This is a genomic window from Clostridium sp. CTA-5, from assembly GCF_054768135.1.
In genome coordinates this window covers 113,903-139,948 of the sequence record NZ_BAAAAT010000005.1, presented here as the reverse complement: position 1 = coordinate 139,948, position 26,046 = coordinate 113,903, and the positions used below count along the sequence as shown (strand labels likewise).

Here is a 26,046-nt window from a genome sequence, read left to right as displayed (position 1 = left end):
CTTTTTACTTATTTTGATAATGTAGTAATATAATTACACTTTTTATATCAAATTGTAGATTTTTTCTTTAAGTAGTGCTACAATATATCATATTAAATAAAGGTAATTTTAAGCCTATTAGATATGGAGGAATTAATATGGGGAAAAAAATTGATATTGATTGGAACAAACTAGGATTTAATTATATAAAAACAGATTTTAGATATGTCTCAGTTTGGAAAGATGGTAAATGGGATGATGGTAAACTTACAGAAGATAATATGCTTCGTATGAGTGAAGCTTCTACTGTTCTTCACTATGGCCAAAGTTGTTTTGAAGGACTTAAAGCATATTCAACAAAAGAAGGTAAAATTCAATTATTTAGACCAGATAGAAATGCTGCTCGTATGAATGAAAGTTGTAAAAAACTTCTTATGCCTGAAATTCCTGAAGAAAAATTTATTGATGCCGTTATGCAAGTGGTAAAGGCTAATATAGATTATGTACCACCATATGGTAGTGGAGCTACTTTATATCTAAGACCTGTTATGATGGGTGTTGGAGATAATATAGGTGTAAAACCTGCTCCTGAATATATATTTACAGTGTTCTGTATGCCAGTTGGACCTTACTTTAAAGATGGTTTAACACCTTGTAATTTCATTGTTTCAGATGAGTATGATAGAGCGGCACCTCATGGCACAGGCGGACAAAAAGTAGGTGGTAACTATGCCGCTTCTTTACAAGCACATGCTGAAGCTGTAGAAAAAGGATTTACTGATTGTATATATCTAGATCCTGCAACTCATACTAAAATTGAAGAAGTAGGTGCTGCAAATTTCTTTGGAATAACTAAAAATAATGAATTTGTTACTCCAAAATCTCCATCTATATTACCAAGTATAACTAAATATTCTCTTCTTCATATTGCAGAACATTACTTAGATATGCCTGTATACGAAAAAGAGGTATCAATTGATGAATTAGATCAATTTAAAGAAGCTGGTGCATGTGGTACTGCTGCTGTAATTACTCCTATCGGAGGTATTCAATACAAAGATAAATTACATGTATTTTTCAGTGAAACTGAAGTTGGTCCAACAGTTCGTAAATTATATGATATACTTTGCGGTATTCAAGTTGGTGATGTTGAAGCTCCTGAAGGTTGGATATACGAAGTAAAATAATTTTATTAAGACACATGAAAATAAATAACAAGTCCAAAATTACAATGGACAATAGGTAGGCAAGTGGATTGGTTATTTTTTGATTGTGCCTAAAATACAAAAGGTGTGATATAAAAACCTCTATATCACACCTTTTATTTTAAATATATCCACCATCTGCTCTTATTATTTGTCCCGTAATATATGAAGAATCATCACTACATAAAAATGTTACAATTTTACCAATCTCACTAGGCTTCCCAAATCTCCCCATAGGAATCTCTTCTTCTAAAGACTTTCTTTCATCTTCTCCTAAAAATGAATTCATCTTTGTATCTATAACACCTGGTGCAACTCCATTAACTCTTATATTTGAAGGTGCCATCTCTTTTGCGAGTGACTTAGTAAATAAATTTATTGCACCTTTAGTAGATGAATATAAAACTTCACATGATGCTCCAACATCTCCCCACATAGATGAAATATTAACTATATTTCCGCCCCCATTCGAAATCATATAAGGAAGTACATGCTTACTCATATATATACTACCTAAAAAATTTGTATTTATAATTCCATTAATCTCTTCTTCACTTGAATCCATAAATAACCCAATAATACTCTTAGCTGCATTATTCACTAAAATATCTATTTTTCCTAATGTATTTATGGTGAATTCTATTATTTTTTTAGTTGATTCATAAGATGATATATCTTCCTTACATAAAACAGCATATCCTCCAATACTTTTTATATGATTCAATGTTTCTTGTGCCCCTTCATCATCTTTAGAATAATTTATAACTATATTAACTCCCTCTTTAGCTAGCTCTATAGCAATGTCCCTTCCTATTCCTCTTGAAGCACCAGTAACAATTGCTACTTTTCCTAATAGTTTTCCCAATTTTCCTCTTCTCCTTTTCATTATATCTTTCTCAAAAAGCATCTCTATTTTACGCTATGTTTTAAAATAGTGTTGATATTATAATAAGGGTAAACTAGCATTGAAATTTATACTATAATATCAACATTCAACTTAAACATGGCATTATTTTAATACATCATTAAAAACTCTAAGAGCATTTTTATAAAATATTTTTTCTATTTCAGAATCTTTGAATCCATTAATTTTAAGATATTTATATAATTTATTAAATTCCGAACAATTTTCTATTTCAACTTCATTATCTATTCCGTCAAAATCACTACCGAGTGCTATAACATCAATCCCACCAATATTTTTTATATGTTTTATATGAGTTATTATTTCTTCTAATGAAGATATTTTTTCTGTTCCTAAAAAATCAGAACAGAAATTTATTCCCATAACGCCTCCGTTATTTGATAATAATCTTATCATTTCATCAGTTAAATTTCTCGGATGATTAGTTACCTCTCTAGCATTAGAATGTGAAGCTATAAAAGGTTTTTTAGAAAACCTAACCAAATCATAAAATCCTCCATCAGATAAATGTGATACATCTAGTATAATACCTAATTCTTCTGCTTCTTTAATAAGTTCTATTCCTCTTGTAGTTAGTCCATTATTTTTATATCTATAATTTGCATTAGGATATCCAAGAGCATTAGGATAATTCCAGGTAATTGTCAATATTCTAATTCCCATTTCATATACTTCTCTTAATTTTTCACTTTCTCCCTGAATTACTTCTCCTTCTTCTATTGATAAAAATGCTCCTATTTTATTATTTTTTTTACATTTTTCTAATTCATTTAAATTCGTTACTATATTTATTTCATTATCATAATTACTAAATTCCAATTTAAAATTATTATAAAGTTTTATAAACTCTTCATAAGGTGATCTTGTTATATCCTGATCAATAAAAAAAGCAAATACTTGTGCTAATGACTCTCCTTTTTTTAATTTATCAATATTAACCTTACATATATCATTTTCAAAATTTAATTTATTATAATATATTTTACTTGCCGTATCACAATGTAAATCAATAAACTTCACTGTTAGTGACCTCCTCCATTTTAAATATATATCCCCCCTGTCTATGGGGTTTATTCGATATCTATCACCTGTAATTCTATAACAATTGCACAATCATGAATAATAATTTCTAACCTTCAGATGAAAGCAAGTTTCACTGAGACTAAGAACTTTGTTTATACTATAATATCAACACTATTTTAAAAGATAGTCTAAATTTTTAATCTATCTGCATAGTATAGATAGTTTTCTATTTTTTCTGAACCTCTAATTTTCTCTCTTTTTATATATAAACTGTTATTCTCATCTACTTCTATACTCCATTTTACCAAAGAAATTTCTCCTTTTATAATCTCAATAGTAGTTATTGATGATGGAAATACACAGCAACCATCATTAAAATACAAACCTTCTCCTACTTGTGGAAATATATCATTATGAGTATGTCCACATATAAACATTTTTTTCTGTCTTCTTGAAATTATATCTAATATATCATCAATTTTACTACCTTTATTATAATTATTAGCTGGACTTATTGGAGCCTTAAATCCAGCAATCCCTTCTAGAAATCTCCATAAATACCTTACTAAAAATCTGCTCACTCTCCAAAGTTGACAATTCATAAAATCAACTTGATGACCATGAAAAACAAGTATATCCTTCTTCATGGGAATATATCTAAGTATAATACTTTCATAGAATGTTACATTATTATATAACTCCAATAATTCTTTTCCAATACCATGACCAATTTTATTAAAAATTTTTTCTTGTTTATAAACAAAATCTGGATTTGATTTTATCATATCATGATTTCCATAAATTAAGTATAATCTTTTATCTTTATTAAATTTATTTAATATCTTAAAAATTTCCTTATAATGAAATGAAATGTCTAAACAATTTTTATTTTTCCATAATTCATCACCATCTCCTACTTCGATTAATTTATATCCATCCCTAAAATAATATCCAAGAGCAGCTTTATATATATTTTTATTTATTCTTAAAGAATCTGCATTGCCTCCATCCCCTCTATGAACATCACTTATAAATACCAATTTAGAATTTTTATCAAACTCTACTACCTTTCCATTTTTTGATATTCTCTCAATAAATTTATCTCCCATATTCCTAACCTAACATAAATTAATTCTTTTCATTATATGAATAAAAAGAAAAAGTGATAAAATATATTTGATTTTATAAATTCTTAAAAGAAAAAGAAATGTGACTATAACAAGTTTTATTTGATATTTAATCAGAATTGCGGACTTATAAAACTCCATAAAAGATGATAAATATAATAACTTAATTAGAACATTTATATTATATAAACAAAAAAATAACTGTAATAAAAATTATTATAACTCAATTCTTATTACAGTCTCTATATTATTTATATTGAAAGAAATAATATATTCTATTTAGTTTATTTTTATTGATTATCAACTTTATATTCTTGAAACCATCTTATCCTATAAATATTTAATGTTCTAATAAAATTTATTGATTAATATAAATCTTAAAATATTTATAAATTATATAACTTACCATTATAGTAAGGAACTTATATAAAAAATTTATGCTATATATACTTCTAACTAGATATTGTTACTTAAATATATAATTCTCTATAAAATATTATAAATGTATTAACTTAATTAGAATATATATATTATAATGATTCACCAAGATAAGCTTTCTTAATTTCTTCATTATGTAGCAATTCTTTACCAGTACCTTTTAATATTATTCTTCCTGTTTCCATAATATATCCTATATCAGCTATTTTTAAAGCTGCATTTGCATTCTGTTCTATTAAAAGTACTGTCATACCTTCTTTATTAATTCTTTTTATAATTTCGAATAATTCTTTTACAATTATAGGTGCAAGTCCTAAAGAAGGTTCATCCATCATTATTAATTTAGGTCTAGACATTAGAGCCCTTCCTATAGCAAGCATTTGTTGCTCTCCACCTGAAAGAGTACCTGCTGCTTGCCAAGTTCTTTCTTTTAACCTAGGAAAAAGTTCATACATCTTTTCTAAATCCTCTTCTATACCGTTATGATCATTTCGAGAATAAGCACCTATTTTTAGATTTTCTAATACTGTAAGATCTGCAAAAACTCTTCTTCCTTCTGGTACTAAAGCTATACCCTTTTTAACCATTTGCTCAGTACTAATTTTTGTTAAGTCTGTCCCTTCATAATCTATATTACCACTTTTAGGTTTAACAAGACCTACTATAGATTTTAATGTAGTACTTTTACCTGCTCCATTAGCTCCTACTAAAGTTACTATTTTTCCACTTGGAACTTCTAAATTTATTCCTTTTAGAGCTTCTATTCCACCATATGCTACAACTAAATCATCTATTTTAATCATCTTCAGATACCCCCAAATAAGCTTCTATAACTTTTTTATCATTTTGTATTTCAGTAGGTGTTCCTTTAGCTATAGTTATTCCATATTCAAAAACTTGTATTTTATCTGATAATCCCATAACCATATTCATATGATGTTCTATCATAAATATAGATAATTTAAATTTTTCTTTTATTTCCTTAATAAATTCTGTTAGTTCATCTGTTTCTGTAGGATTCATACCTGCAGCTGGTTCATCAAGAAGAAGAAGCTTTGGATTAGTTGCTAAAGCTCTTGCTATTTCAAGTTTTCTTTGCTTACCATAAGGAAGAGCACTTGCTTTTTCATTTTTTAAATCTTCAAGCCCTAATTCTTTTAGCAATAAAATAGATTTTTCAACCATGTCTTTTTCTTCTCTTTTATATTTTGGTAATTTTAACATTGCTTCAATAAAGTTAGATTTAATATGAACATGATTTCCTATTAATACATTATCTAAAACACTTAAATCATTAAAAAGCCTTATATTTTGGAAAGTTCTTGCTATACCATTTTGAGTTATAATATCTTGTCTCATTCCAGTTATATCTATATTATTAAAAGTTATTTTACCTTTTGTAGGGGTATAGACATTTGTTATCATATTGAAAGCAGTAGTTTTTCCTGCTCCATTTGGCCCAATTAAAGAAACTATTTCACCTTCATTAATTTCAAGATTAAAATCTTTTACTGCAGTAAGACCTCCAAACTGCATAGTTGCATTTTCCACTTTAAGTAATGCCATTATCTATTTCCCCCTTTCTTCTAAAGTTTCTTTATTTGAAACTTTAAATATTTTATCCCATGTTAATTCTTTAGTTCCCATAATACCTTTTCTAAAGAATAATACTATTATCATAAGTAAAATTGAGAAAATAACCATTCTTAATCCTGGTATACCAGTAAAACTTATAAATCCTAAATTAAATTGTTTTTCCATATCTAAAAATCTTAAAGCTTCACCTGCAATTGTTACAACAAAAGCTGAAATTACTGTACCAGTAATGCTTCCCATGCCTCCAATAACTATTATAAGAAGTATATTAAAAGTAAGAACAAATTTAAACATATTAGGATCTATAGTACCAAGTAAATTTCCTAAAAGTCCTCCTCCAACTCCAGCAAAAAATGCTCCAATGATAAAAGCTATTGCTTTGTGTTTAAAAAGATTTATTCCCATACTCTCAGCTGCTATTTCATCTTCTCTAATAGCTTTTAAGGCTCTTCCATAAGAACTATTTATAAGTGATACCATTATTATTATTGTTATAATTGCTATTCCAAAACTCCAATATAAATTGGTTTTATGTGGTATTCCTCTTAGACCTAAAGCACCATTTGTCAAACTTTGAGTATTATTAATTACTATTCTTATGATTTCTGCAAAACCTAATGTAGCTATAGCTAAATAATCTCCTTTAAGTCTTAAAGCTGGAGCAGCTATTAAAAATGCTATCGCTGCTGAAATAATTCCTGCTAAAATTAATGATGGAAAAAATGGAATTGATATATGATTAAATGGTGCTATTAATGGTTCCATGAAAAAATTCTGAGTTTTAACTTTTTCAGACATAGTAAGAAGTGCTGATGTATATGCACCTATAGCTATGAATCCAGCATGACCTAATGAAAATAGTCCCGTAAATCCATTTATTAAATTCATACTAAGTCCAAGAACCGTATATATAGCACATAAATTTAAAATTCTAATTTTATAAGAATCTAAGCTATTACTTGCAGCTAATAATAGTAAAAATATAATTACAATAAGAGCTATATTTAAAACTTTATTTCTCTTCTTCATATGTTACACCTTCTCTGTTAAATTTTTTCCCATTATTCCTGTAGGTTTAAATAACAATATTATTATTAAAAGTATAAATGCAAAAGCATCTCTATATCCAGTTAATCCTGGAAGAAAAGCAATTATCATAATTTCACCTATCCCAAGAATAAAACCTCCAATAACAGCTCCTTTTATATCTCCTATTCCACCTATAACTGCAGCTATAAAACACTTTAGCCCAGGAATCACTCCCATAAGAGCAACTATTTGTGGATATTTAACAGACCACATAATAGCACCTACTGCTGCTAGCATTGAACCTATAGCAAAAGTAAATGAAATTATTCTATTTACATTGATTCCCATAAGCCTTGCTGTTTCAACATCTTTAGATACTGCTCTCATTGCCATACCAACATTTGTATTATTAACTAAATGTAATAAAGCATATAATAATATTATTGTTACCAAAGGTATTATAAATGTAAGTTTTTGTATAGAAACTCCACCAATAACAACTACATCTGTTAAAATTTCTGGTGTTGGAAATGCTTTAGGTTTTCCCCCAAATAACACAACTGCTAAATTTTCAAGTAAGAATGAAACACCAATAGCAGAAATTAAGATAGATATCTTTGGTGCACTTCTAAGTGGTCTATAAGCTGTAAATTCTATTACCATGCCTAGTGCTCCAGCCGTAATTATTGCTATTAAAAAAGCAAAATACCAAGGTAAATTAAATGTAGCTACTCCAAAAAATGCGAAGTAAGCAGCCATCATAAATATATCTCCATGGGCAAAATTTATAAGTTTTAATATTCCATATACCATTGTATAACCTATAGCTATAAGTGCATATAAACTTCCTAATGAAACTCCATTTGTTAAATGTTGCATAAATGTACTTAATGTCATATAGTCACCTCCTAATTATTTTTCTTCCGCTTTTATAGTATCTAGATAAGTAAACTTACCATCTTCTATTACTTTTAAAACTGCATCTTTTATCGCATTATTATTTTCATCTATTGTAATTACTCCTGCTGCACCTGGAAAATTCTTTGTTTTTGCTATCTCATCTCTTATTTTTACAGAATCTATTGAATTAGCTCTTTTTATTGAATCTAATATTAATAAATAAGCGTCATAAGATAAAGCTGCAACTGCTGATGGTTCCTTACCATACTTTTCTCTATAAGCATCAAGAAAAACTTTTGATTCATCAGTTATAGGGGTTTCACTTGCAAAAAATGTTGAAAATACACATCCTTCTACTGCTTCTTTTCCTATATCCACAAATTCTGGTGTTTCCCAAGTATCTCCACCTATTATAGGAGTTGTTATTCCTAATTCTCTTGCTTGTTTTACTATTAATGCTCCTTCTGTAAAATTACCCGGAGCGAATATTACATCTGGATTTTTACTTTTTATATTTGTAAGTTGAGCTGTAAAATCTTGATCTCCAGAATTATAATTTACTTTAGCTACAATTGAATTATCATCACCTGTAAGCTGTTTGAATGAATCAGTAAAAAATTTACATATACCAACTGAGTAATCACTAGAAACTTCTTGAATTATGGCTGCTTTTTTAGCTTGCAATTTTCCTGCTGCATATTTTGCCATAACAGTACCTTGAAAAGGATCTATAAAACATACTCTAAAATAATAATCATTTCCTGCTGTTACTAAAGGATTTGTACAAGAAGCACCTACTGCTGGAACTTTAGCTTCCATGACAATATCTCCTGCTGCCATAGAATTACCACTTCCCCAGCTTCCTATAATCGCATTGACATGTTCTTGTTCTATAAGATTAGATGCTGCATTAGCCGCTTCAATTTTATCAGACTTATTATCTGCAAAAACTAATTCTACCTTTTTACCAAGAACTATTGGATAAAGTTCATTAGCAAGTTTTATTCCTTCCACTTCAAGTTCCCCACCTGCCGCATTAGCACCTGTCATAGGTTCAAATACTCCAATTTTAACTACATCACTATCTACATTTGTTTTTAAATCCGATTTAGAAGTACAACCTGCCAAAATCATTGAAGTTGACAAAGCTAGAACCAAAATCAAAGAAATTTTTCTTTTCATAAAAATATCCTCCTATATTAGTTTAAATGTAAATACTTTGAAACATTTAATTAAAATATAGATTTTACAAAATATTGCACTAATCTATATCCTAATATTTTTAATATGTCTTAAAAGTATCTATTGGAAATAATTTATTGTTTTTAATAATTTTCTCGAATAATTAGTAATTTATTAAAAAACAGCAATAATTATTGATAATCTTAAAGTTATAAATATATTATATTATATGACTTATTGTGTCAATACATGACACAATATGTAAAACGTATTCAAAACTATCCTTGTTTAAAACACATGTGTATTTACCTGGATTACAGCTAAAATATTTTTCTTATATTTTTTTTAATATAAATTTATTAAATTTTAATTATTTTATATGTTTAAGTTAAACTAATAAATTTTACTAATTATATATATTTCTTATTTATTTTAAGTTTTAATTGTTTTCATATTTATTATAGATTTATACATAACAAAAACCACTCTTTTGCTTTCAACATATATAGTATTATCATCTGCATATCTTTAAATATTTATGTTCTCTTTCTCTAAGTTCTTTATCCAATTCAATGAACAAACTTTATTGGAACTTATATATTATATTAGCTACTATAATACTTTCAAACATTATATATGGCCATATTATTTTCACAAAAAAGAGATAGTTTTAAGTAAAGAATTACTTAAAACTATCTCTTATAATTAAAATTATTTTATTATTTGTATAATGGATATTTATCACATAAAGCTTCTACTCTAGCTTTAAATGGTGATAAACCTTCATCTCTATTTTCAATAGTATCATTGATTATTGCAGCAATTTCTTCCATATCTTCTTTTTGGAAACCTCTTGTTGTTATAGCTGCAGTACCTATTCTAACTCCTGAAGTTACAAAAGGACTTCTTGTTTCATTTGGCACTGTATTTTTATTAAGAGTAATTCCAACTTCATCTAATAATTTTTCAGCATCTTTTCCAGTGATGTCTTTATTGTTTAAATCTACAAGAATTAAATGGTTATCAGTACCATCTGATACTAATTTAAATCCTCTTTTAGAAAGTTGTTCGCCTAGTTCTTTACAATTTTCTACCACATTTTTAATATATTCTTTAAAACTTGGATCTAATGCTTCTTTAAAACATACAGCTTTTGCAGCTATAATATGCATTAATGGTCCACCTTGCATTCCTGGGAATATGTTCTTGTCTAAATCCTTAGCATATTTTTCTTTGCAAAGAATCAATCCACCTCTTGGACCTCTTAAGGTCTTATGTGTTGTAGATGTTACAAAATCTGCATATGGTACTGGTGATGGATGTACTCCTGCTGCAACAAGTCCAGCTATATGAGCCATATCTACCATGAAATATGCTCCAACTTCATCACATATTTCTCTAAATTTTTCGAAATCTATCACTCTTGAATATGCACTTGCACCTGCAACTATTAACTTTGGTTTATGCTTAATAGCAAGTTCTCTTACTGTATCATAATTAATAACTTCAGTTTCTTTATCTACTCCATATGATACGAAGTTAAATAACTTACCTGAAAAATTAACTGGTGAACCATGAGTTAAATGACCACCATGACTTAAATCCATACCAAGTACAGTATCACCTGGTTGTAAAACTGTAAAGTATACTGCCATATTAGCTTGTGAACCTGAATGTGGTTGAACATTTGCATGTTCTGCTCCAAATAATTCTTTTACTCTATCACGAGCTATATTTTCAACTTCATCTACTACATAACATCCACCATAATATCTTTTACTTGGATATCCTTCTGCATATTTATTAGTTAAATATGAACCCATTGCTTCCATAACTGCTTCACTTACGATATTTTCTGATGCTATTAATTCAATTCCTTTTTGTTGTCTTACTAATTCTTTTTCAATTAGTCCATAAATTTCATTATCTTGTCTTTGTATGTTTTCAAAATTCATTTTATCACCCCAAAATTTATTATACATTATTAAACAAATTTACGTTTTTTTAATAATATATTATATAATTATAAGTTTTCTAACTAAATTTATCAACCATTTTTTATAATAACAATTAAAGTTACATATAATAAAATATAACTTATCCATAAGATTTAACTTTTTGTAATTTACTAAAGAATTTAAAAAAACTTTGTGTTATAATACTTTCATTAAGTTGTTCTCTGTATGATTATAGCTTACTTTTAGACAGTTTCCTTATTACAAAAATTGTATAAAAATCATTAAATAATTAATATTTATTACATAGTTCATATGAGAGGAATAAAATTATGGATTTAAATAAATTGCTACAAATTTCTACTTTTGCAGGCAAAATAATGATTGAAAGTGGTGCTGAAACTTATAGAGTTGAGGAAACTATTTGCAGAATATGCACTTCCTTTGGAGTTGATGAAGCTGATAGTTTTGTAACTCCTACAGGTGTTATGGTTTCAATAACTTATAAAAATCAAGTATTAACTTTAGTTAAAAGGGTGACTTCTAGAGGGGTTGATTTAAATAAAATTGATAAGATCAATAGTCTTTCAAGAAGAACTCAAACTGACAAAATTACTCTTGATAATTTTAATAAAGAACTTATTAAAATCTCTAAAGGAGATAGATATTCTAACTTCTATACTCTAATTTGGTCTGCATTGTCAGCTGGATCATTTGCTATACTTTTTGGTGGTAACTATAAGGATTTTTTTGCAGCAACATTAATTGGACTCATAATAAAAACAATCTCTATTAAATTTGAAAACTTAAACTTAAATGAATTTTTTATAAATTGTTTGTGTGGTGCAGTATGTGCATTATTAACCGTATTATTTATAAAATTTAATCTTGGTAATAATCTTGATAAAACAATTATTGGTTCCTTAATGCTTCTAGTCCCTGGTTTAACAATAACTAATGCAATTAGAGATACTATAGCTGGAGATTTTCTTGCAGGTATAACTAAAATTTCAGAAGCATTTTTAGTTGCTGTTTCTATCGCTGTTGGTTCTGGTGCAGTTTTAAGTATATTTATAAATAAATTAGGAGGAATATAAATCCATGATTTATGAAACTTTATTTGCCCTTGTAGCTTCATTTGGTTTCGGAATAATTTTTAATATAAAAGGACGTAACCTTATTTTTGCTGCTATTGGTGGAGGATTAAGCTGGTTTGTTTATTCATTTTTAATAAAGTTTAATGTTAGCAATATTCTCTCGTTGTTTATAGCTTCAGTAAGCTTTAGCACTTATTCAGAAATTTGTGCCAGAATATTAAAAACACCTGTTACAACATTAGTAGTATGTGCTTTAATTCCTTTAGTTCCTGGTGCTGGAATGTACTATACAATGTATGAAACTGTAACTGGAGATATTATGCAATCTCTTGAATTAGGTCTTCATACATTAGCGAGCGCTGGAACATTAGCATTAGGAGTAATATCTGTTTCAACAATAACTAGGCAAATAACAAACTTTAGAAAAATAAAAAAACAAATTTCATGTAAATAACTATATCAAAAATGGACTATCTTAAAAACGTATTTATGAATTCAAGATAGTCCATTATTCAACTATATTAAAATATAATTTAAAATATCGCTATGTTTTAAGTGAATGTTGATATTTTAAAACATAGCCTAAAATATTTATATAAACTAAATAGCCTTTGCCATTTTTATAAATCTTTCCCCTAAAATAACTTTATCTAAAATAGTTTTATAATTTAACTTTTTATAAAAACTACTAACATCTTCATCTTTTGCTAATAATGAAATTCCATAGTACTTATTTTTTTTTGCTGTTTCTTCAGCATAATCCATTAATATCTTCCCTACACCAAGTCCTCTGACTTTTGTAGATGTAGCAACATTAGCTAAATATAATTCCCCTTCTTCACATTCCTTACATATTATAAGTTTTATACAATCTAATATAAAAGAACATTTATTTTTTAATCCCTGGAATTTATTAATTAATTTTAAATCTGTATTCATACTTAATACTTCCAATTTATTAGATGGTATAAGTACTATAGCACCTAATATTTCTCCAAATCTTTCTGCTACCGTAATATATTCTAAGCTATATCTTGATTTCTTTGTTAATATTAAAGTTTCAAGATTCTCAATACATTCTTTTTCTGTAGCTCCTCCTCAAACATCTTCAGGCACTGTTTCCGTATAATATATTAGGCTTGCAATTGTTTTACTATCTTCTTTTTTTGCCTTTCTTAATTTTATATTTTCCATAACTATATTCCTCCATTTTTGAGTTAAGTTAAAATTTAACTCCTTTAATGATATTATATATTAGTTATGTCATTAATATAATTGACACTCGTACTTATTAATAAGTATAGAATTACGCTTTTTTATATATGGAATATTCTTAAAACATACAAATGTACTTAAAATTTCTTTATATATGTACAAAAGTTATCTTAGCTTCAACCTTATAATATAAATCCAAGTAATAATAGTATGTAATTCATTCTTTTGTTTATTTGTAATTTATAATAACATCTATTTACTACTTTGTTGAATTTGTAATATTCTCGCAAAGATTTATTCCCCCGTATAATATTTATAAAACATTACTTTTATTTATATAAAATCTCTGATAACTACTAAATAAATTCTTATATTTTCATAAAAATTACTTTGACATAAAGGGTTTATATCACTTAAACTAATTAAAGATTATTTAGTTTATAGTATTATAAAATTAGTTAATATATAAGTTACAATAAAATTTAAAACTTATATGTTTATTAATAGTAAATTGTATGGATAAACCATATAAAAATAATATTTTCATTATTAAAAATAAAAAACAAAACGCATGTTACAGCGTAAAGTATCACTAAAATACTTAATAAATTAAGAAAGGAGAAAGTTACTAAAAAACAAGTAACATTATAGAAGTAGAAATAAACTTTATACATCTAAGTTTTTATATGCTTTTATAAGTTTTGGGTAACAAAAATAAATGAGCGTACTTATTGTTAAAGATATGAATCATGGATTTGGTGATAGAGCCATATTTGAAGAAGTTTCATTTAGATTATTAAAAGGAGAACATGTTGGACTTATCGGAGCTAATGGCGAAGGTAAATCAACATTTATGAATATAGTAACTGGAAAACTTCAACCAGATGAAGGAAAAGTAAGTTGGTCAAATAATGTTAGAGTTGGATATATGGACCAACATGCAGCCTTAACTAAAGGTCAAACTATAAGAGATGCCCTAAGAGATGCCTTTAAATATCTTTTTGAATTAGAATCAGAAATGAATTCATTATATGAAAAAATGGGCGATTGCAGTGAAGATGAACTAAATAAAATGCTTGAAAGAACTGCTGTAATCCAAGATATGCTTGATCATAATGGATTTTACGTTATAGATCCAAAAGTTGAAGAGGTTGCTAAAGGTCTTGGACTTTTAGATTTAGGCCTTGATAGAGATGTAGATGACTTATCCGGAGGACAAAGAACTAAAATTCTTCTAGGTAAATTATTATTAGAAACTCCTGATATATTACTTTTAGATGAGCCTACTAACTATCTTGATGAAGAACATATAGAATGGCTTAAGAGATATCTTCAATCATATGAAAATGCGTTTATCTTAATTTCACATGATATTCCATTTTTAAATTCAGTAGTTAATTTAATATATCATGTAGAAGACAGAAAATTAACTAGATATGTTGGAGATTATAATGAATTCCAAAGAATATATGAAGAAAATAAGAAGAAATTAGAAGCTGCATATGAAAAACAGCAAAAAGAAATTGCTAGATTAGAAGATTTTGTTGCTAGAAATAAAGCTAATGTTGCTACTGCTAATATGGCTAAATCTAGACAAAAGAAATTAGATAAAATGGATATAATTGAATTATCAAAAGAAAAACCAAAGCCAGAATTTAATTTTAAATCTGCCAGGGCTTCAGGTAAAGTTATTTTTGAAACTAAAGATTTAGTTATAGGGTATGACTCCCCTCTTACCAAACCTTTAAATTTATATATGGAAAGAGGACAAAAAATTGCTTTAGTTGGTGCTAATGGACTTGGTAAATCAACTCTTTTAAAGAGCTTACTTGGACTAATTAAACCATTAAGTGGTGAAGCTAATTTAGGTGATTATCAATACATAGGATATTTTGAGCAAGAAGATAGAACTGATAATAAAAATACATGTATAGATGAGGTTTGGCAAGAATTCCCTGGATTTACTCAATATCAAATAAGAGCAGCACTTGCTAAATGTGGGCTTACAACAAAACAGTTAGAATCTCAAATAAGAGTTTTATCAGGTGGAGAAGCTGCTAAGGTTAGACTTTGTAAAATCATAAATAATGAAACAAACATATTAATCCTAGACGAACCTACTAATCACTTAGATGTCGATGCAAAAGAAGAACTTAAAAGAGCCTTAAAAGAATATAAAGGATCAATACTTCTAGTATCACATGAACCTGAATTTTATAGAGACATAATTACTGAAACTTGGAATTGTGAAGATTGGACAACTAAGATTGTTTAAATAAGATAAATATAATTGGTATATTAAAGGAGACTAAATAAAATAATTATTTAGTCTCCTTTTTTATAAAAATCTAATAAATATAAGTACTAACTATATAATAAATAATAAAATTCCAAATATGTATCTTACTTAAATTATTTCATTACTTAAATAAGAACTTTATTGTTTTTTGATTTTTTTAATAGACTTAAATTTTACATAAAAACCATAAATCAAACCCATTTCCATAAATCAAATATTGTCTTCAAATTTAGAATATTATATTATTTGATTACAAAGTAAATACGGGGGAGACTTACTAGTAAACTATATAGAAATTTTATATTTAAACTAAATAATTATAATAAATAAATATTTTTAATTTAATTTTTATATAATAAATTTTAACAAAAGAGGAGAGTTATTAATGAGATCACAAAAATTAAAGAAAATAATATCTATTGCTATAATAGGAGCAACAATATTAACTGCATTTCCAACAGGAGCAAATGCTGCATGGAAACAAGATTCTCAAAATAATTGGACTTGGTTAGAAAATGGAACTGCTTCAACAGGCTGGAAATATATTCAAGGAACTTGGTATTATTTTAATAATAGTGGTATTATGAAAACTGGTTGGTTAAAAGATTCTGATGGTAAGTGGTACAACCTAGATGATAGTGGTGCTATGAAAACTGGTTGGATGAAAGGTGCTGATGGCAAATGGTACAACCTAGATAATAATGGTGCTATGAGAACTGGTTGGTTAAAAGATTCTGACGGGAAATGGTATAACCTAGATGATAGCGGAGCTATGAGAACTGGTTGGGTGAAAGATTCTGATGGTAAATGGTACAACCTAGACAATGGTGGTGCTATGAGAACCGGTTGGTTAAAAGATTCTGATGGTAAATGGTATAACCTTGCAGATAGTGGTGCTATGAAGACTGGTTGGATAAAAGATAAAGATGGTAAATGGTATTTTGCAAATTCATCTGGTGCAATGCTAACTGGCGTAGTTGAAGTAGATGGTAAAACATATATACTTGCAGATAGTGGTGCAATGAATACTGGAAATATTGAACTTAATGGCAAGAATTACACTACTGATGAAAGTGGTGCAATTATAGGAGATAAACCAGATTGTGGTGATAATAAGTTTACTAATGAAGGAACAACTATAACATTTAAAGCTACAACAAATAATTCAATATTAAATAATGAAGAAACTTTAGGATTAGTAGGAACAACTGCAACTAGTACTACTGGAGCAGCTGTAACAATAACAGATGGTAAAATAGCAATTACATCAGTAAGTCAAGGAACTTCAAAAATTACAGTAACAGATAATTTAAGCAATCAAGCAACAATAGACGTAACAATAGCAGCTAATGGAACAATTACAATAGGAACAATTACAAAATATGTTCCAGTATTAGATAAAACTGCAATAGATAATGCTTTAACAACTGCAGCAGCTGCTAAAGTTGATGTAGTAATAAGTGCTGATGGAACTGATGCGGCTACAACTTCTAAATGGGTAACTCAACAAGTTAACGATGCATTAGATGTAGCTATTACTGCAGCAACAAATGCTAAAACTTCAGCAGCAACTACACAAGACGTAATTGATGCTGTTACTGCATTAAACTCAGCTATTAACACATATAACTCAGCTAAAGCTGATGGATCAAAAGTACAATAAAGAAATTAAGGGTAGATCTTTTAATCTACCCTTTTAATTTATCTATTATTCCTTTTACTAGTCTTATCATATATTCTTGTAAGTTTAGCCTTTAAATTTCTAACTTCATTTGTAAGAATTAAAATTCTATCTTGTGATTTTAAAAATTTTTCTTTTAAAATAAGTATTTCTTTTTCTTTTTCTTTATTCATTCTCTCTAGTAATTTGATTTTTTCTTCTCTATCAATTAAATTTCCTTGAAGTAAATTTGCATTTTCGTTTAATTCACCCTTTAAATTTATAAATTTAGTATAAGCTTTATTTATAGTTTTAAATTTTCTTTCATAAAACTGAGTTTGCATTTTTTGTTCTTCTAAATTATATTTTAATTCAGCAATTGATTGCTCATTTTTTTTAAATGCTTTTTCATATAGTAAAATATTTAAAAATATTTGGGTCATATAATATTCCATACACAATAAATACTCATTGTTCTTTTTATTATTTTTAACACTTGGAGATAACTCAGTACAAATTAAATATTGTAAGCTATCATCATCAGTAACATATACTTCATTAACTAATAAACCTCTCCTATCTCTAGAATCATTTGATATATATGCTGCTTTATAAAGACATGAAGAACCTATTGATTGTTCATAAGGTGGATTACTAAAATTATTTCCATTATTTATAGAAAAACTACTATGAAGTTGATTGTTCATTACCCAAAAACACCATATCTCACCATACATTATAAAAATTAAACATGATTCTATATTTTCGCCTTTAAATAATTTATTATTTTTAAAATTAAAATTATTACCATGTATATAAATTAAATTATCTATATTCTCTTCTTTTTTTACATATAATGCATGTACACTCTTTTTAAACATTATTGCAGAATAGTTATTAAAAGGATTAATGCTTACATCTATTAAATTAAAATCAGACCATCTTTCAATATTATTATCAAAAAGTTTATATCCTATCTCATGCCTATCTCCAAATCTCTGATACATAAGAAATAAATTTTTATTATCTGGTGAATAAAAATTAAATGGAGATTTATAATTATATTTAATTGTATCTATTATTTTAGGATTAGATAAATTATTTCTTTCATCAAGACTTTCATGAAAAAGTGTTGTAGTATTATCTTTTCTGTTTAAAACACTAAAAATTATATGAATCCTATCTTTACTACCAACAGCCTTAAATTTTATACTAAAATCTTTACTTTTTTCATTTTTTAATATTTCTTTATTTCTCCAACCTATTCCATCATACTTACTTAGTATTATAGTTCCTGTTAAATCTTGATATAAAACGTTTATGCTATCATCTGAAAACAACATCACTGAAAAGTTCTTTGAAACTTTATCATTAATTACATAATATTCAGACCAACTATTATCTTTTAAAAATTTATATATTAGTCCTTTATCCTCTTTAAATAGAAAATTCCATATCATGCCATTATTTTGTTTTATAATATAAAAATTTTCGTTATTCATTAGCATTACTTTATTCCTTTCTAATAATATTTCTTTATATAAAATATGATTAAGTGACTAATATTGATAATTTAAAATCCAATTAAAATAGTAGCAATATTAAAAATTGCTCATAAAATACTAATATATAATTATTTTTTTTACAAAGGAGATACGTTAATATGAAAGATATACAAGAAATAATGACAGAAATGGAAACTTTAGATAAAGAAATTGCTGCTACTAATCAAGAAGAGACTGAAACTAAAGAAAGTTGTTTAGGATGTGGTCAAAAAGGTTCAGGAAATCGTTATTGTCCAAAAATTAATCCTTATGTAAAACTTTGTTGTACAACAGTTGTAAAAACTTTCAAAGTAAATGAAACTGCTCTTGCAGATCCTAAAAATTTAACATTTATCTACGATCCTAATTGTTTAAATGCCATTGTAGAAGAAATACAAGTTCCTATATGTGATGGTTGTTCAGAATGTACAGCATACTTTGTAAAGATAGTTGGTTGTATTCCATTTGCATTTAGTGCTAGAAAAGTCCTTTCAGGAACTTATAAGAATAAACCTACTTGCCCTACTGGAGCATTTAGTGATGTATGTTGCCAATGCTGTATATGTGTAGATAAATATGTTGCATGTTATCCTACTAGAAGAGAAGCTGAAAATGCAATTCCAGGAATTGTAGCTACAATAAAAGCTTGTAGTGCATCAATTATGGGCCCTGCTGCTGAGTTAGTTCACTGTGACGCTAAGGGTGGTCCTCTTTGTAATTGCTGGTTACACAAATGTAAAAATGAAACTTATGTAAAATTTGAAGCAACTCTTAACCTTCTACCAGCACCACCATGTGCTAGTGATAAAGTAAAATAAATCTCTTTAAACAGATAAAATCTAAAATTAAAGTTTCATTTATATACTTTATATAAAACACTTTGAAATTAATAAACAAAAGCTTATTAAAAAAACAAATCTAATTGTAAATAAATCATCAAAAGTTTATTTTGGAACTATAAAATAAACAGTTGTAATAAAAACCATAATAGTTAACTATTATGGTTTTTATTTTTTAATTTAAATTATTATTTATATATTAACTTAAACTTACTATACATTCTGTTTATAATAAATAGAATAATGTATTAAAATAAGAATAGAATATCATTATAATAAAAATACTTATATATTTTTTATTACTTGACATAATTTTTAATGGTGATATTATAAAACTAATAAATTTTAAAGGTATATTCTATATATTTTAAAAAGGGGGCATATAAAAATGATGACATTAGAAAAATTTGAACAAGCATACGATGCTGTACAAAAAGTAATTTTAAAAACAAAATTAGTCTATAGTGATTATTATTCAGATTTAAGCAACAATAAAGTTTACTTAAAAACTGAGAATCTTCAAAAAACAGGGGCTTATAAGATTAGAGGGGCTTATTATAAAATTAGTACTCTTGGGGATGAAGAAAGAAGCAAAGGATTAATTACAGCTTCTGCTGGCAATCATGCACAAGGCGTTGCATATGCAGCACAATTATATAAAGCAAAAGCAATAATAGTTATGCCTAAAACAACTCCTCTTATAAAAGTAAATCGTACTAAATCATATGGTGCAAAAGTAATTTTGCATGGGGATGTTTATGATGAAGCCTGCAATTATGCATTAGAGCTTGCAAAAGAAAAAGAATACACTTTCATACATCCTTTTGATGATTTAGATATAGCAACTGGTCAAGCCTCTATTGCAATGGAAATATTAAAAGAACTTCCAACAGTTGATGTTATATTAGTTCCAATTGGAGGGGGTGGACTTGCAGCTGGTGTTTCTACTTTAGTTAAACTTCTTAATCCAAATATAAAAGTAATAGGTGTAGAACCTGCTGGTGCTAATTGTATGCAAGAATCTTTAAAATCTGGACATGTTGTTACACTTCCATCTGTAGATACTATCGCAGATGGTACTGCTGTTAAAACTCCAGGAACAAAAATTTTTCCATATATTCAAAAAAATATTGATGATATTATTACTATTGAAGATAAAGAATTAATTGTTGCATTTTTAGATATGTTAGAAAATCATAAAATGCTTGCAGAAAATTCAGGATTATTAACAGTTGCCGCACTTAAACATTTAAACTTTAAAGGAAAAAAAATAGTTTCTATTATTAGTGGTGGTAATATGGATGTAATTACATTTGCATCATTAGTTCAACATGGCTTAATTGAAAGAGAACGTATATGTACTTTATCTGTTTTGCTTCCAGATAAACCTGGGGAATTAACAAATGTTTCTAAAGTAATTGCAGAATCTAAAGGAAATATAATAAAACTTGATCATAATCAATTTGTTAATATTAATAGAAATAGTGCTGTAGAACTTCAAATAACTATGGAAACCTTTGGACATGAACATAAAGAAGCCATTATAGAATCTTTAAAAAATAGTGGATATAATCCTAAAGAATTGAGGCCTAAAGTTATTTATCAATAGAATATGGGTTAGTAGGTATAAATATAATACTTACTAACCCATATTTTATTCTAGTGCACTTAAAACAGCTAATAATAGTTAAATAGAATTACAAAAACAAATTTTTGTAAAAAAGAATATAATAAATAAATCATTTTAAAATACAAACTTTACTTTCTAAATTCTCTTTATATATCCATTAAGTCTATTCTCTGCTAAAAAACTTATTTCTTGATGACAGTAGTTTAATTCATTTAATTCACCTGTTTTTATAGAAAGTATCTCTTCTGCTATTTCTGAACACTTGCATATAAAATCATCATAATTATTAGAATCTAAACTTTTTAATTTATCATTTATTGGTTTGGAAATATTTAATTCACTTTCATCTTCAAATCCATATAATTGATACACTTCTAATTTATCAACTAAATCCATAACAATCGCTATTATTTCATTTATTGTAAATATATCTACTTTCATAATTTTCTCCTACTAAATTTTAATATGTATTTAAATTTATCCTAATATTTTAATAAAACTATAAATTATATTTTTAATTATATAATTTATAAATCATTTTAAAAATATGTTAAAATAACCCTTCATCATTGTATTTTAACATATTTTTATCATCTATACTTTTACATCTATACTTTTATTTAAAATATAAACTATAATATCTATCTATTTTTTTCTTTATCTCTTCAATGCTAGAATATTTAGATTCTCTAAAAACCTCTTTTCCCTCAATAAAAAATATCATTATAGGAACAGAATATACATTAAAATATGCTGATATATCAATTGATATGTCTCCCAAAACTTCACACATTTTAATATTAGTATACTCATAAAGTAATTTTTTAATTTTTTCTTTTAGAATAATACATGCTCCACAAGTATTAGTAGAAAAATATATTACAGACATATTATTTTGTTTAATAAAATCTTTAACTTCTGTTTTATTTTTTAATATCTTCACTATATTTCTCGCCACTTTCTTAAATTATATTTTTATTCATTAAATAATCACTTCTAAAATTTTAGTTTTATATTAATTATAAAATTAATTCATTAAAAATAATATAATTTATTATAAAAGTTTTAATTTTTATGCTAAACTTACTATTAAATCATACTGAAATATAGCTTATGGAGCATTTTTTATAGATTACATAGAAAATAAAAATTGGTGAAATAAAAACTTAACTTCATATAAAATTTATAATTTTAAGAAAATAAGAAAAATCCTATCTCAAAAACCTTTTTTATATTTGAGATAGGACTTTATTCTTTCTGTTATAACATAATTTTTTTTAATAAAACATTACATTTTAAATTTTAATATCATATTTTCTAACTTTTCTACTAATCTATTAAGATCTTCAGATGAGTTTTTAACATGATTTACAGAACTTAATTGTTCATGTATTGTTGCTGAAACCTCTTCTGTTGAAGCTGCAGATTCTTCGCAAATAGCTGTTATTCCTTGTATAACATTTACTACTGATTCTTTGCTACTATCAACATTATTAATATTTTCTATTAAATTTTCTACTTGCTCTGTCATTATATCAAATGAATTTTTTATATCATTAAAAGATTTTTTAGAATCATTCATAAATGAATTTACTTCAAAAATAGTTTGTGTAGATTTTTCCATATTATCTTGAGTAGTTTCAATCTCAAACCTAATTTCATTTATTATTGATTCAATTTTCTTTGTTGCATCTGCTGTTTCTTCTGATAATTTTCTTATCTCATCAGCTACTACACCAAAACCTTTACCTGCTTCACCCGCTCTTACTGCTTCTATTGCAGCATTTAGTGCCAAAAGATTAGTTTGTTCAGATATATTATCTATAGTTAAAACAATTTCTCCTATTAATGATGATTTATTAGCTAGTTCAGACACACATTCTCTTGTTTTATATCCTATTTCAGTTGTTGCTTCAACTTTTTCTATTAGTCTATCTATAGAATTAACTGCACTATCATTATAAGCTTTTGATTTAAAGAAATATTCATTAAACTCTTTAGTAATTTCAATTATATTTTCTACTTTTTCAGATAACTCTGTTAATTGTTCTGATCCTATTTGTGCTTCTCTTGCTTGTTCTTCTGCTCCTTTAGATAATTCCAAAACAGTTTCATTAATTGCTGTAACTGATTCTTCTAATTGCTCAGTAATTAATTTTAAATTATTTGAATGAATTGATGTATCATCTGAACAAGATTTTATATCTATTAATGTATCCTTTATTATTTTACGTAAATTCAAGACTGCTTTTCCTATTATGCCTGTCTCATCTTTAAAAGTTTCAATTTTTAAAAATTCACTATTTTCCCTAAAATCAAGAGTAGACGTAATATTTACAAGTTTGGTAATAAAAATAATTGGATTGCTTATTTTTTTACCAATAATCAATGCTATTGTTGATACAATTATACAAACTATTAATGTTATTAATATACATAACATTATACTACTATTTATTTTCATAAAAATATCTTTTTCATTTGCTGTTATTGCTATTATATTTCCATTAATAAGTTTTGAATATGCTAATACAGATTCTTGACTATTTTTTTCGTAATATTGTATTCCTTGGTCATTAGATATAACATCTATATTATCACCTAATAAAGTTTTTATATTATCGGTATCTTTATATGTTCTATCAACTAAATAATCACCATTTTGATTAAGTAAAAAAGCATAACCATTATTATACACACTAACATCATTTATCATATTCTTATAGTTATCAAAAAATAAATCTATGGCTACTACTCCTACTAATTTATCATTTATGTATATTGGTCGTGTATATGCAATTCTCATACTTTCTGAGCTTCTATCTTTATGAGGATCACTCCAAACAGGACCTTTAATATTTATAGGCTTATAATACCAATTCATATCTTTATTAGATTCGTAAAATTCTTCTTTTTTAAATTTTTCTAGTTGAGATATTTGATTAGAACCAATATTTCTCTCTAAAATAAGTTGATGCATGTTTTGAGTTAGTTCAGGATTAATGATAACTGCTACCCCTAGCAACTTATCATTATCAGATATTAACTTATTTACAAATGGATTAATATTATTTAAAAAACCATCTACATACTTATCATCTTTATATAACATATTCGTATCTAATGTAGTAGATATTAAATCGACTATATTATCTGCATAGTTTTTTGTTGAAATAAGACCTTCATTTATATTTTGAGCTTTATTTTTAGATATCTCTAATAAAGTATTTTCTGCTTCCGCTCTTAACGTTTTTTTGCTTAATATGCCATTTGATGTAGTAATTATTATTGATGTTATTAAACAAAAAAATAGAATAGATGTAATTATTTTTGTTGATATTTTTTTCATTTCTTCCCCCTTAATCTTATCTTATGTATGATAATTTAATTTTAAAAAACTTAAATATATATCTTTTAATTAATTTAATACATTTATAATCTTTTATATAATTTTCATATAAAATTATATCTTTAATTAACAATATCTAGTCAGAAACATATATATCATAAATTTTCTATATAAGTTCCTCACCAGACTAATAAAAAATACTATTTATAAATATTCTAAATTTATATTAATGAACAAACTTTATTTGAACTTATAGATAATTTTAAAATATTCATTATATATCTCGTTTAATTACTACATATCTTTATAAATAAAATTCTAGCTATATATAATAACTATAATTATATTTCTAAGTAATTCTTTTCTAATGTTTGATTTAACTAAATAGTGTTTCCCCTACTTTTTCCATTTCTTTTTCATCTACAAACCAATAATCTCCGTTTCTTGTCAATGTAACTTTTATTAGTGTAGGATTGTCCACTATAATACCTTCTTCAAGATATTTAGCCCAAATTTTAAAAATTTCTTGGGTCATTTCACTTTGAGAAAGAGTACTACTTTTTTTACTTTGACTTTGAATAAATTCATCTTCAGTTTTCTGAATTATCTCCTTTAAATCTAATCCCCTTATACTCAATTCTACTTCTGCTTTACTTTTAGTTTGTGATATTTGATTTGCCTCATAATCTACTTTTGAAATACCACTAATAATACTCTTATTTAGTAAAGATACTATTTCCTCAGTTATTACATCTTTATTTATAGAAAAAATTGAATTTGCATCTTCTGTTAATTCAGACTTTAGTTCTTCTTTAATTTGCTCATAATCCTCTTCTGTTATTCCTATCTTTGACATTTCATCTTTTTTGTCTTTTAAGACTACATCAAGAAAAATTTCAATACTTTTTTCTGGGGTTTCACACACTTTTTTATTTTCTTTAGATGAAACTATCATTGGAGTTAAAATTATAGTAATTAAAAAAATAACTAATATCTTTTTTAACTTTTTCATATTTTTCTCCCAATATAAAAATACTTTCTTATATTTTATACC

The 26,046-nt window shown here is 26.3% G+C and carries 22 protein-coding genes; 7 read left to right on the top strand and 15 right to left on the bottom strand.

The window, feature by feature from the left end:
• The first annotated feature begins 137 nt into the window (after positions 1 to 137).
• Positions 138 to 1,166 carry a branched-chain amino acid aminotransferase gene (locus ACYUET_RS11295; protein ID WP_460279679.1) on the top strand — a complete coding sequence of 343 codons (1,029 nt, stop codon included), beginning with the start codon at positions 138 to 140 and terminating at the stop codon, positions 1,164 to 1,166.
• A gap of 139 nt (positions 1,167 to 1,305) precedes the next feature.
• Here ACYUET_RS11295 and ymfI read toward each other — a convergent pair whose 3' ends face one another.
• From ymfI to glyA, 9 genes are all read right to left on the bottom strand, one after another.
• Entirely contained in the window at positions 1,306 to 2,049 is a 744-nt protein-coding gene (gene ymfI, locus ACYUET_RS11290; protein WP_460279677.1) for an elongation factor P 5-aminopentanone reductase, read from the bottom strand.
• Between the two features lie 144 nt (positions 2,050 to 2,193).
• On the bottom strand, positions 2,194 to 3,129 hold the full coding sequence (locus tag ACYUET_RS11285; RefSeq protein ID WP_460279676.1) for a dipeptidase: 936 nt from the start codon (positions 3,127 to 3,129) through the stop codon (positions 2,194 to 2,196).
• A 191-nt stretch (positions 3,130 to 3,320) separates the two neighbouring features.
• A complete protein-coding gene (locus ACYUET_RS11280) occupies positions 3,321 to 4,241 on the bottom strand; it encodes a metallophosphoesterase (protein WP_460279674.1) in 921 nt (306 codons plus the stop codon).
• A 548-nt stretch (positions 4,242 to 4,789) separates the two neighbouring features.
• Complete coding sequence (locus tag ACYUET_RS11275; RefSeq protein WP_460279673.1) at positions 4,790 to 5,500, bottom strand: ABC transporter ATP-binding protein; 711 nt, start codon at positions 5,498 to 5,500, stop codon at positions 4,790 to 4,792.
• Positions 5,493 to 6,263 (bottom strand): ABC transporter ATP-binding protein, encoded by a 771-nt coding sequence (locus tag ACYUET_RS11270; RefSeq protein ID WP_460279671.1) that lies wholly within the window; start codon positions 6,261 to 6,263, stop codon positions 5,493 to 5,495. The genes ACYUET_RS11275 and ACYUET_RS11270 overlap by 8 nt, the downstream gene beginning before the upstream one ends.
• 3 nt (positions 6,264 to 6,266) lie before the next feature.
• A complete protein-coding gene (locus ACYUET_RS11265; RefSeq protein WP_460279670.1) occupies positions 6,267 to 7,322 on the bottom strand; it encodes a branched-chain amino acid ABC transporter permease in 1,056 nt (351 codons plus the stop codon).
• Positions 7,323 to 7,325: 3 nt separating this feature from the next.
• Entirely contained in the window at positions 7,326 to 8,219 is an 894-nt protein-coding gene (locus tag ACYUET_RS11260) for a branched-chain amino acid ABC transporter permease (protein WP_460279668.1), read from the bottom strand.
• Between the two features lie 15 nt (positions 8,220 to 8,234).
• Complete coding sequence (locus ACYUET_RS11255) at positions 8,235 to 9,404, bottom strand: ABC transporter substrate-binding protein (RefSeq protein ID WP_460279666.1); 1,170 nt, start codon at positions 9,402 to 9,404, stop codon at positions 8,235 to 8,237.
• Between the two features lie 719 nt (positions 9,405 to 10,123).
• On the bottom strand, positions 10,124 to 11,359 hold the full coding sequence (glyA, locus tag ACYUET_RS11250; RefSeq protein ID WP_460279664.1) for a serine hydroxymethyltransferase: 1,236 nt from the start codon (positions 11,357 to 11,359) through the stop codon (positions 10,124 to 10,126).
• A 332-nt stretch (positions 11,360 to 11,691) separates the two neighbouring features.
• Between glyA and ACYUET_RS11245 the strand changes: the two genes are divergently transcribed.
• Together ACYUET_RS11245 and ACYUET_RS11240 are read left to right on the top strand one after the other, a co-directional pair.
• Positions 11,692 to 12,456: a threonine/serine exporter family protein gene (locus tag ACYUET_RS11245; protein WP_460279662.1), complete on the top strand. Its 765-nt coding sequence runs from the start codon at positions 11,692 to 11,694 to the stop codon at positions 12,454 to 12,456.
• Positions 12,457 to 12,460: 4 nt separating this feature from the next.
• On the top strand, positions 12,461 to 12,910 hold the full coding sequence (locus ACYUET_RS11240; protein ID WP_460279660.1) for a threonine/serine exporter family protein: 450 nt from the start codon (positions 12,461 to 12,463) through the stop codon (positions 12,908 to 12,910).
• A 146-nt stretch (positions 12,911 to 13,056) separates the two neighbouring features.
• Here ACYUET_RS11240 and ACYUET_RS11235 read toward each other — a convergent pair whose 3' ends face one another.
• The gene (locus ACYUET_RS11235; protein WP_460280052.1) at positions 13,057 to 13,473 is read right to left on the bottom strand and encodes a GNAT family N-acetyltransferase; all 417 of its coding nucleotides are present in this window, start codon (positions 13,471 to 13,473) and stop codon (positions 13,057 to 13,059) included.
• Between the two features lie 916 nt (positions 13,474 to 14,389).
• Between ACYUET_RS11235 and ACYUET_RS11230 the strand changes: the two genes are divergently transcribed.
• Together ACYUET_RS11230 and ACYUET_RS11225 are read left to right on the top strand one after the other, a co-directional pair.
• Complete coding sequence (locus tag ACYUET_RS11230) at positions 14,390 to 15,946, top strand: ABC-F family ATP-binding cassette domain-containing protein (RefSeq protein WP_460279659.1); 1,557 nt, start codon at positions 14,390 to 14,392, stop codon at positions 15,944 to 15,946.
• A gap of 409 nt (positions 15,947 to 16,355) precedes the next feature.
• On the top strand, positions 16,356 to 17,633 hold the full coding sequence (locus tag ACYUET_RS11225) for an N-acetylmuramoyl-L-alanine amidase family protein (protein WP_460279658.1): 1,278 nt from the start codon (positions 16,356 to 16,358) through the stop codon (positions 17,631 to 17,633).
• Between the two features lie 38 nt (positions 17,634 to 17,671).
• Here the strand turns inward: ACYUET_RS11225 and ACYUET_RS11220 are convergent, their stop codons facing one another.
• Positions 17,672 to 19,132, bottom strand: a complete 1,461-nt coding sequence (locus tag ACYUET_RS11220; protein ID WP_460279656.1) for a hypothetical protein — start codon at positions 19,130 to 19,132, stop codon at positions 17,672 to 17,674.
• Positions 19,133 to 19,293: 161 nt separating this feature from the next.
• On the opposite strand from ACYUET_RS11220, the gene ACYUET_RS11215 reads away from it, so the two are divergent.
• On the top strand, positions 19,294 to 19,992 hold the full coding sequence (locus ACYUET_RS11215; RefSeq protein ID WP_460279655.1) for a hypothetical protein: 699 nt from the start codon (positions 19,294 to 19,296) through the stop codon (positions 19,990 to 19,992).
• Between the two features lie 409 nt (positions 19,993 to 20,401).
• Entirely contained in the window at positions 20,402 to 21,622 is a 1,221-nt protein-coding gene (gene ilvA / locus ACYUET_RS11210; protein ID WP_460279654.1) for a threonine ammonia-lyase, read from the top strand.
• Positions 21,623 to 21,778: 156 nt separating this feature from the next.
• On the opposite strand, the gene ACYUET_RS11205 is transcribed toward ilvA, so the two are convergent.
• The 4 genes from ACYUET_RS11205 to ACYUET_RS11190 form a co-directional block, all read right to left on the bottom strand.
• A complete protein-coding gene (locus ACYUET_RS11205) occupies positions 21,779 to 22,084 on the bottom strand; it encodes a hypothetical protein (RefSeq protein ID WP_460279653.1) in 306 nt (101 codons plus the stop codon).
• A 175-nt stretch (positions 22,085 to 22,259) separates the two neighbouring features.
• Positions 22,260 to 22,586: a thioredoxin family protein gene (locus ACYUET_RS11200; protein ID WP_460279651.1), complete on the bottom strand. Its 327-nt coding sequence runs from the start codon at positions 22,584 to 22,586 to the stop codon at positions 22,260 to 22,262.
• 345 nt (positions 22,587 to 22,931) lie between these two features.
• The gene (locus ACYUET_RS11195) at positions 22,932 to 24,992 is read right to left on the bottom strand and encodes a methyl-accepting chemotaxis protein (RefSeq protein ID WP_460279649.1); all 2,061 of its coding nucleotides are present in this window, start codon (positions 24,990 to 24,992) and stop codon (positions 22,932 to 22,934) included.
• Positions 24,993 to 25,368: 376 nt separating this feature from the next.
• Positions 25,369 to 26,004, bottom strand: a complete 636-nt coding sequence (locus tag ACYUET_RS11190; protein WP_460279647.1) for a DUF5105 domain-containing protein — start codon at positions 26,002 to 26,004, stop codon at positions 25,369 to 25,371.
• Positions 26,005 to 26,046: the final 42 nt, after the last annotated feature.

Excerpts from the sequence above, each read along its gene's own strand:
- ACYUET_RS11260 (WP_460279668.1), bottom strand. The coding sequence starts at position 8,219 with ATGACATTAAGTACATTTATGCAACATTTAACAAATGGAGTTTCATTA.
- ACYUET_RS11240 (WP_460279660.1), top strand. The coding sequence starts at position 12,461 with ATGATTTATGAAACTTTATTTGCCCTTGTAGCTTCATTTGGTTTCGGA.
- ACYUET_RS11195 (WP_460279649.1), bottom strand. The coding sequence starts at position 24,992 with ATGAAAAAAATATCAACAAAAATAATTACATCTATTCTATTTTTTTGT.
- ACYUET_RS11295 (WP_460279679.1), top strand. The coding sequence starts at position 138 with ATGGGGAAAAAAATTGATATTGATTGGAACAAACTAGGATTTAATTAT.
- ACYUET_RS11270 (WP_460279671.1), bottom strand. The coding sequence starts at position 6,263 with ATGGCATTACTTAAAGTGGAAAATGCAACTATGCAGTTTGGAGGTCTT.
- ACYUET_RS11215 (WP_460279655.1), top strand. The coding sequence starts at position 19,294 with ATGAAAGATATACAAGAAATAATGACAGAAATGGAAACTTTAGATAAA.
- ilvA (WP_460279654.1), top strand. The coding sequence starts at position 20,402 with ATGATGACATTAGAAAAATTTGAACAAGCATACGATGCTGTACAAAAA.
- ACYUET_RS11205 (WP_460279653.1), bottom strand. The coding sequence starts at position 22,084 with ATGAAAGTAGATATATTTACAATAAATGAAATAATAGCGATTGTTATG.
- ACYUET_RS11255 (WP_460279666.1), bottom strand. The coding sequence starts at position 9,404 with ATGAAAAGAAAAATTTCTTTGATTTTGGTTCTAGCTTTGTCAACTTCA.
- ACYUET_RS11265 (WP_460279670.1), bottom strand. The coding sequence starts at position 7,322 with ATGAAGAAGAGAAATAAAGTTTTAAATATAGCTCTTATTGTAATTATA.
- ACYUET_RS11220 (WP_460279656.1), bottom strand. The coding sequence starts at position 19,132 with ATGAATAACGAAAATTTTTATATTATAAAACAAAATAATGGCATGATA.
- glyA (WP_460279664.1), bottom strand. The coding sequence starts at position 11,359 with ATGAATTTTGAAAACATACAAAGACAAGATAATGAAATTTATGGACTA.
- ACYUET_RS11190 (WP_460279647.1), bottom strand. The coding sequence starts at position 26,004 with ATGAAAAAGTTAAAAAAGATATTAGTTATTTTTTTAATTACTATAATT.
- ACYUET_RS11225 (WP_460279658.1), top strand. The coding sequence starts at position 16,356 with ATGAGATCACAAAAATTAAAGAAAATAATATCTATTGCTATAATAGGA.
- ACYUET_RS11230 (WP_460279659.1), top strand. The coding sequence starts at position 14,390 with ATGAGCGTACTTATTGTTAAAGATATGAATCATGGATTTGGTGATAGA.
- ACYUET_RS11280 (WP_460279674.1), bottom strand. The coding sequence starts at position 4,241 with ATGGGAGATAAATTTATTGAGAGAATATCAAAAAATGGAAAGGTAGTA.
- ACYUET_RS11275 (WP_460279673.1), bottom strand. The coding sequence starts at position 5,500 with ATGATTAAAATAGATGATTTAGTTGTAGCATATGGTGGAATAGAAGCT.
- ACYUET_RS11245 (WP_460279662.1), top strand. The coding sequence starts at position 11,692 with ATGGATTTAAATAAATTGCTACAAATTTCTACTTTTGCAGGCAAAATA.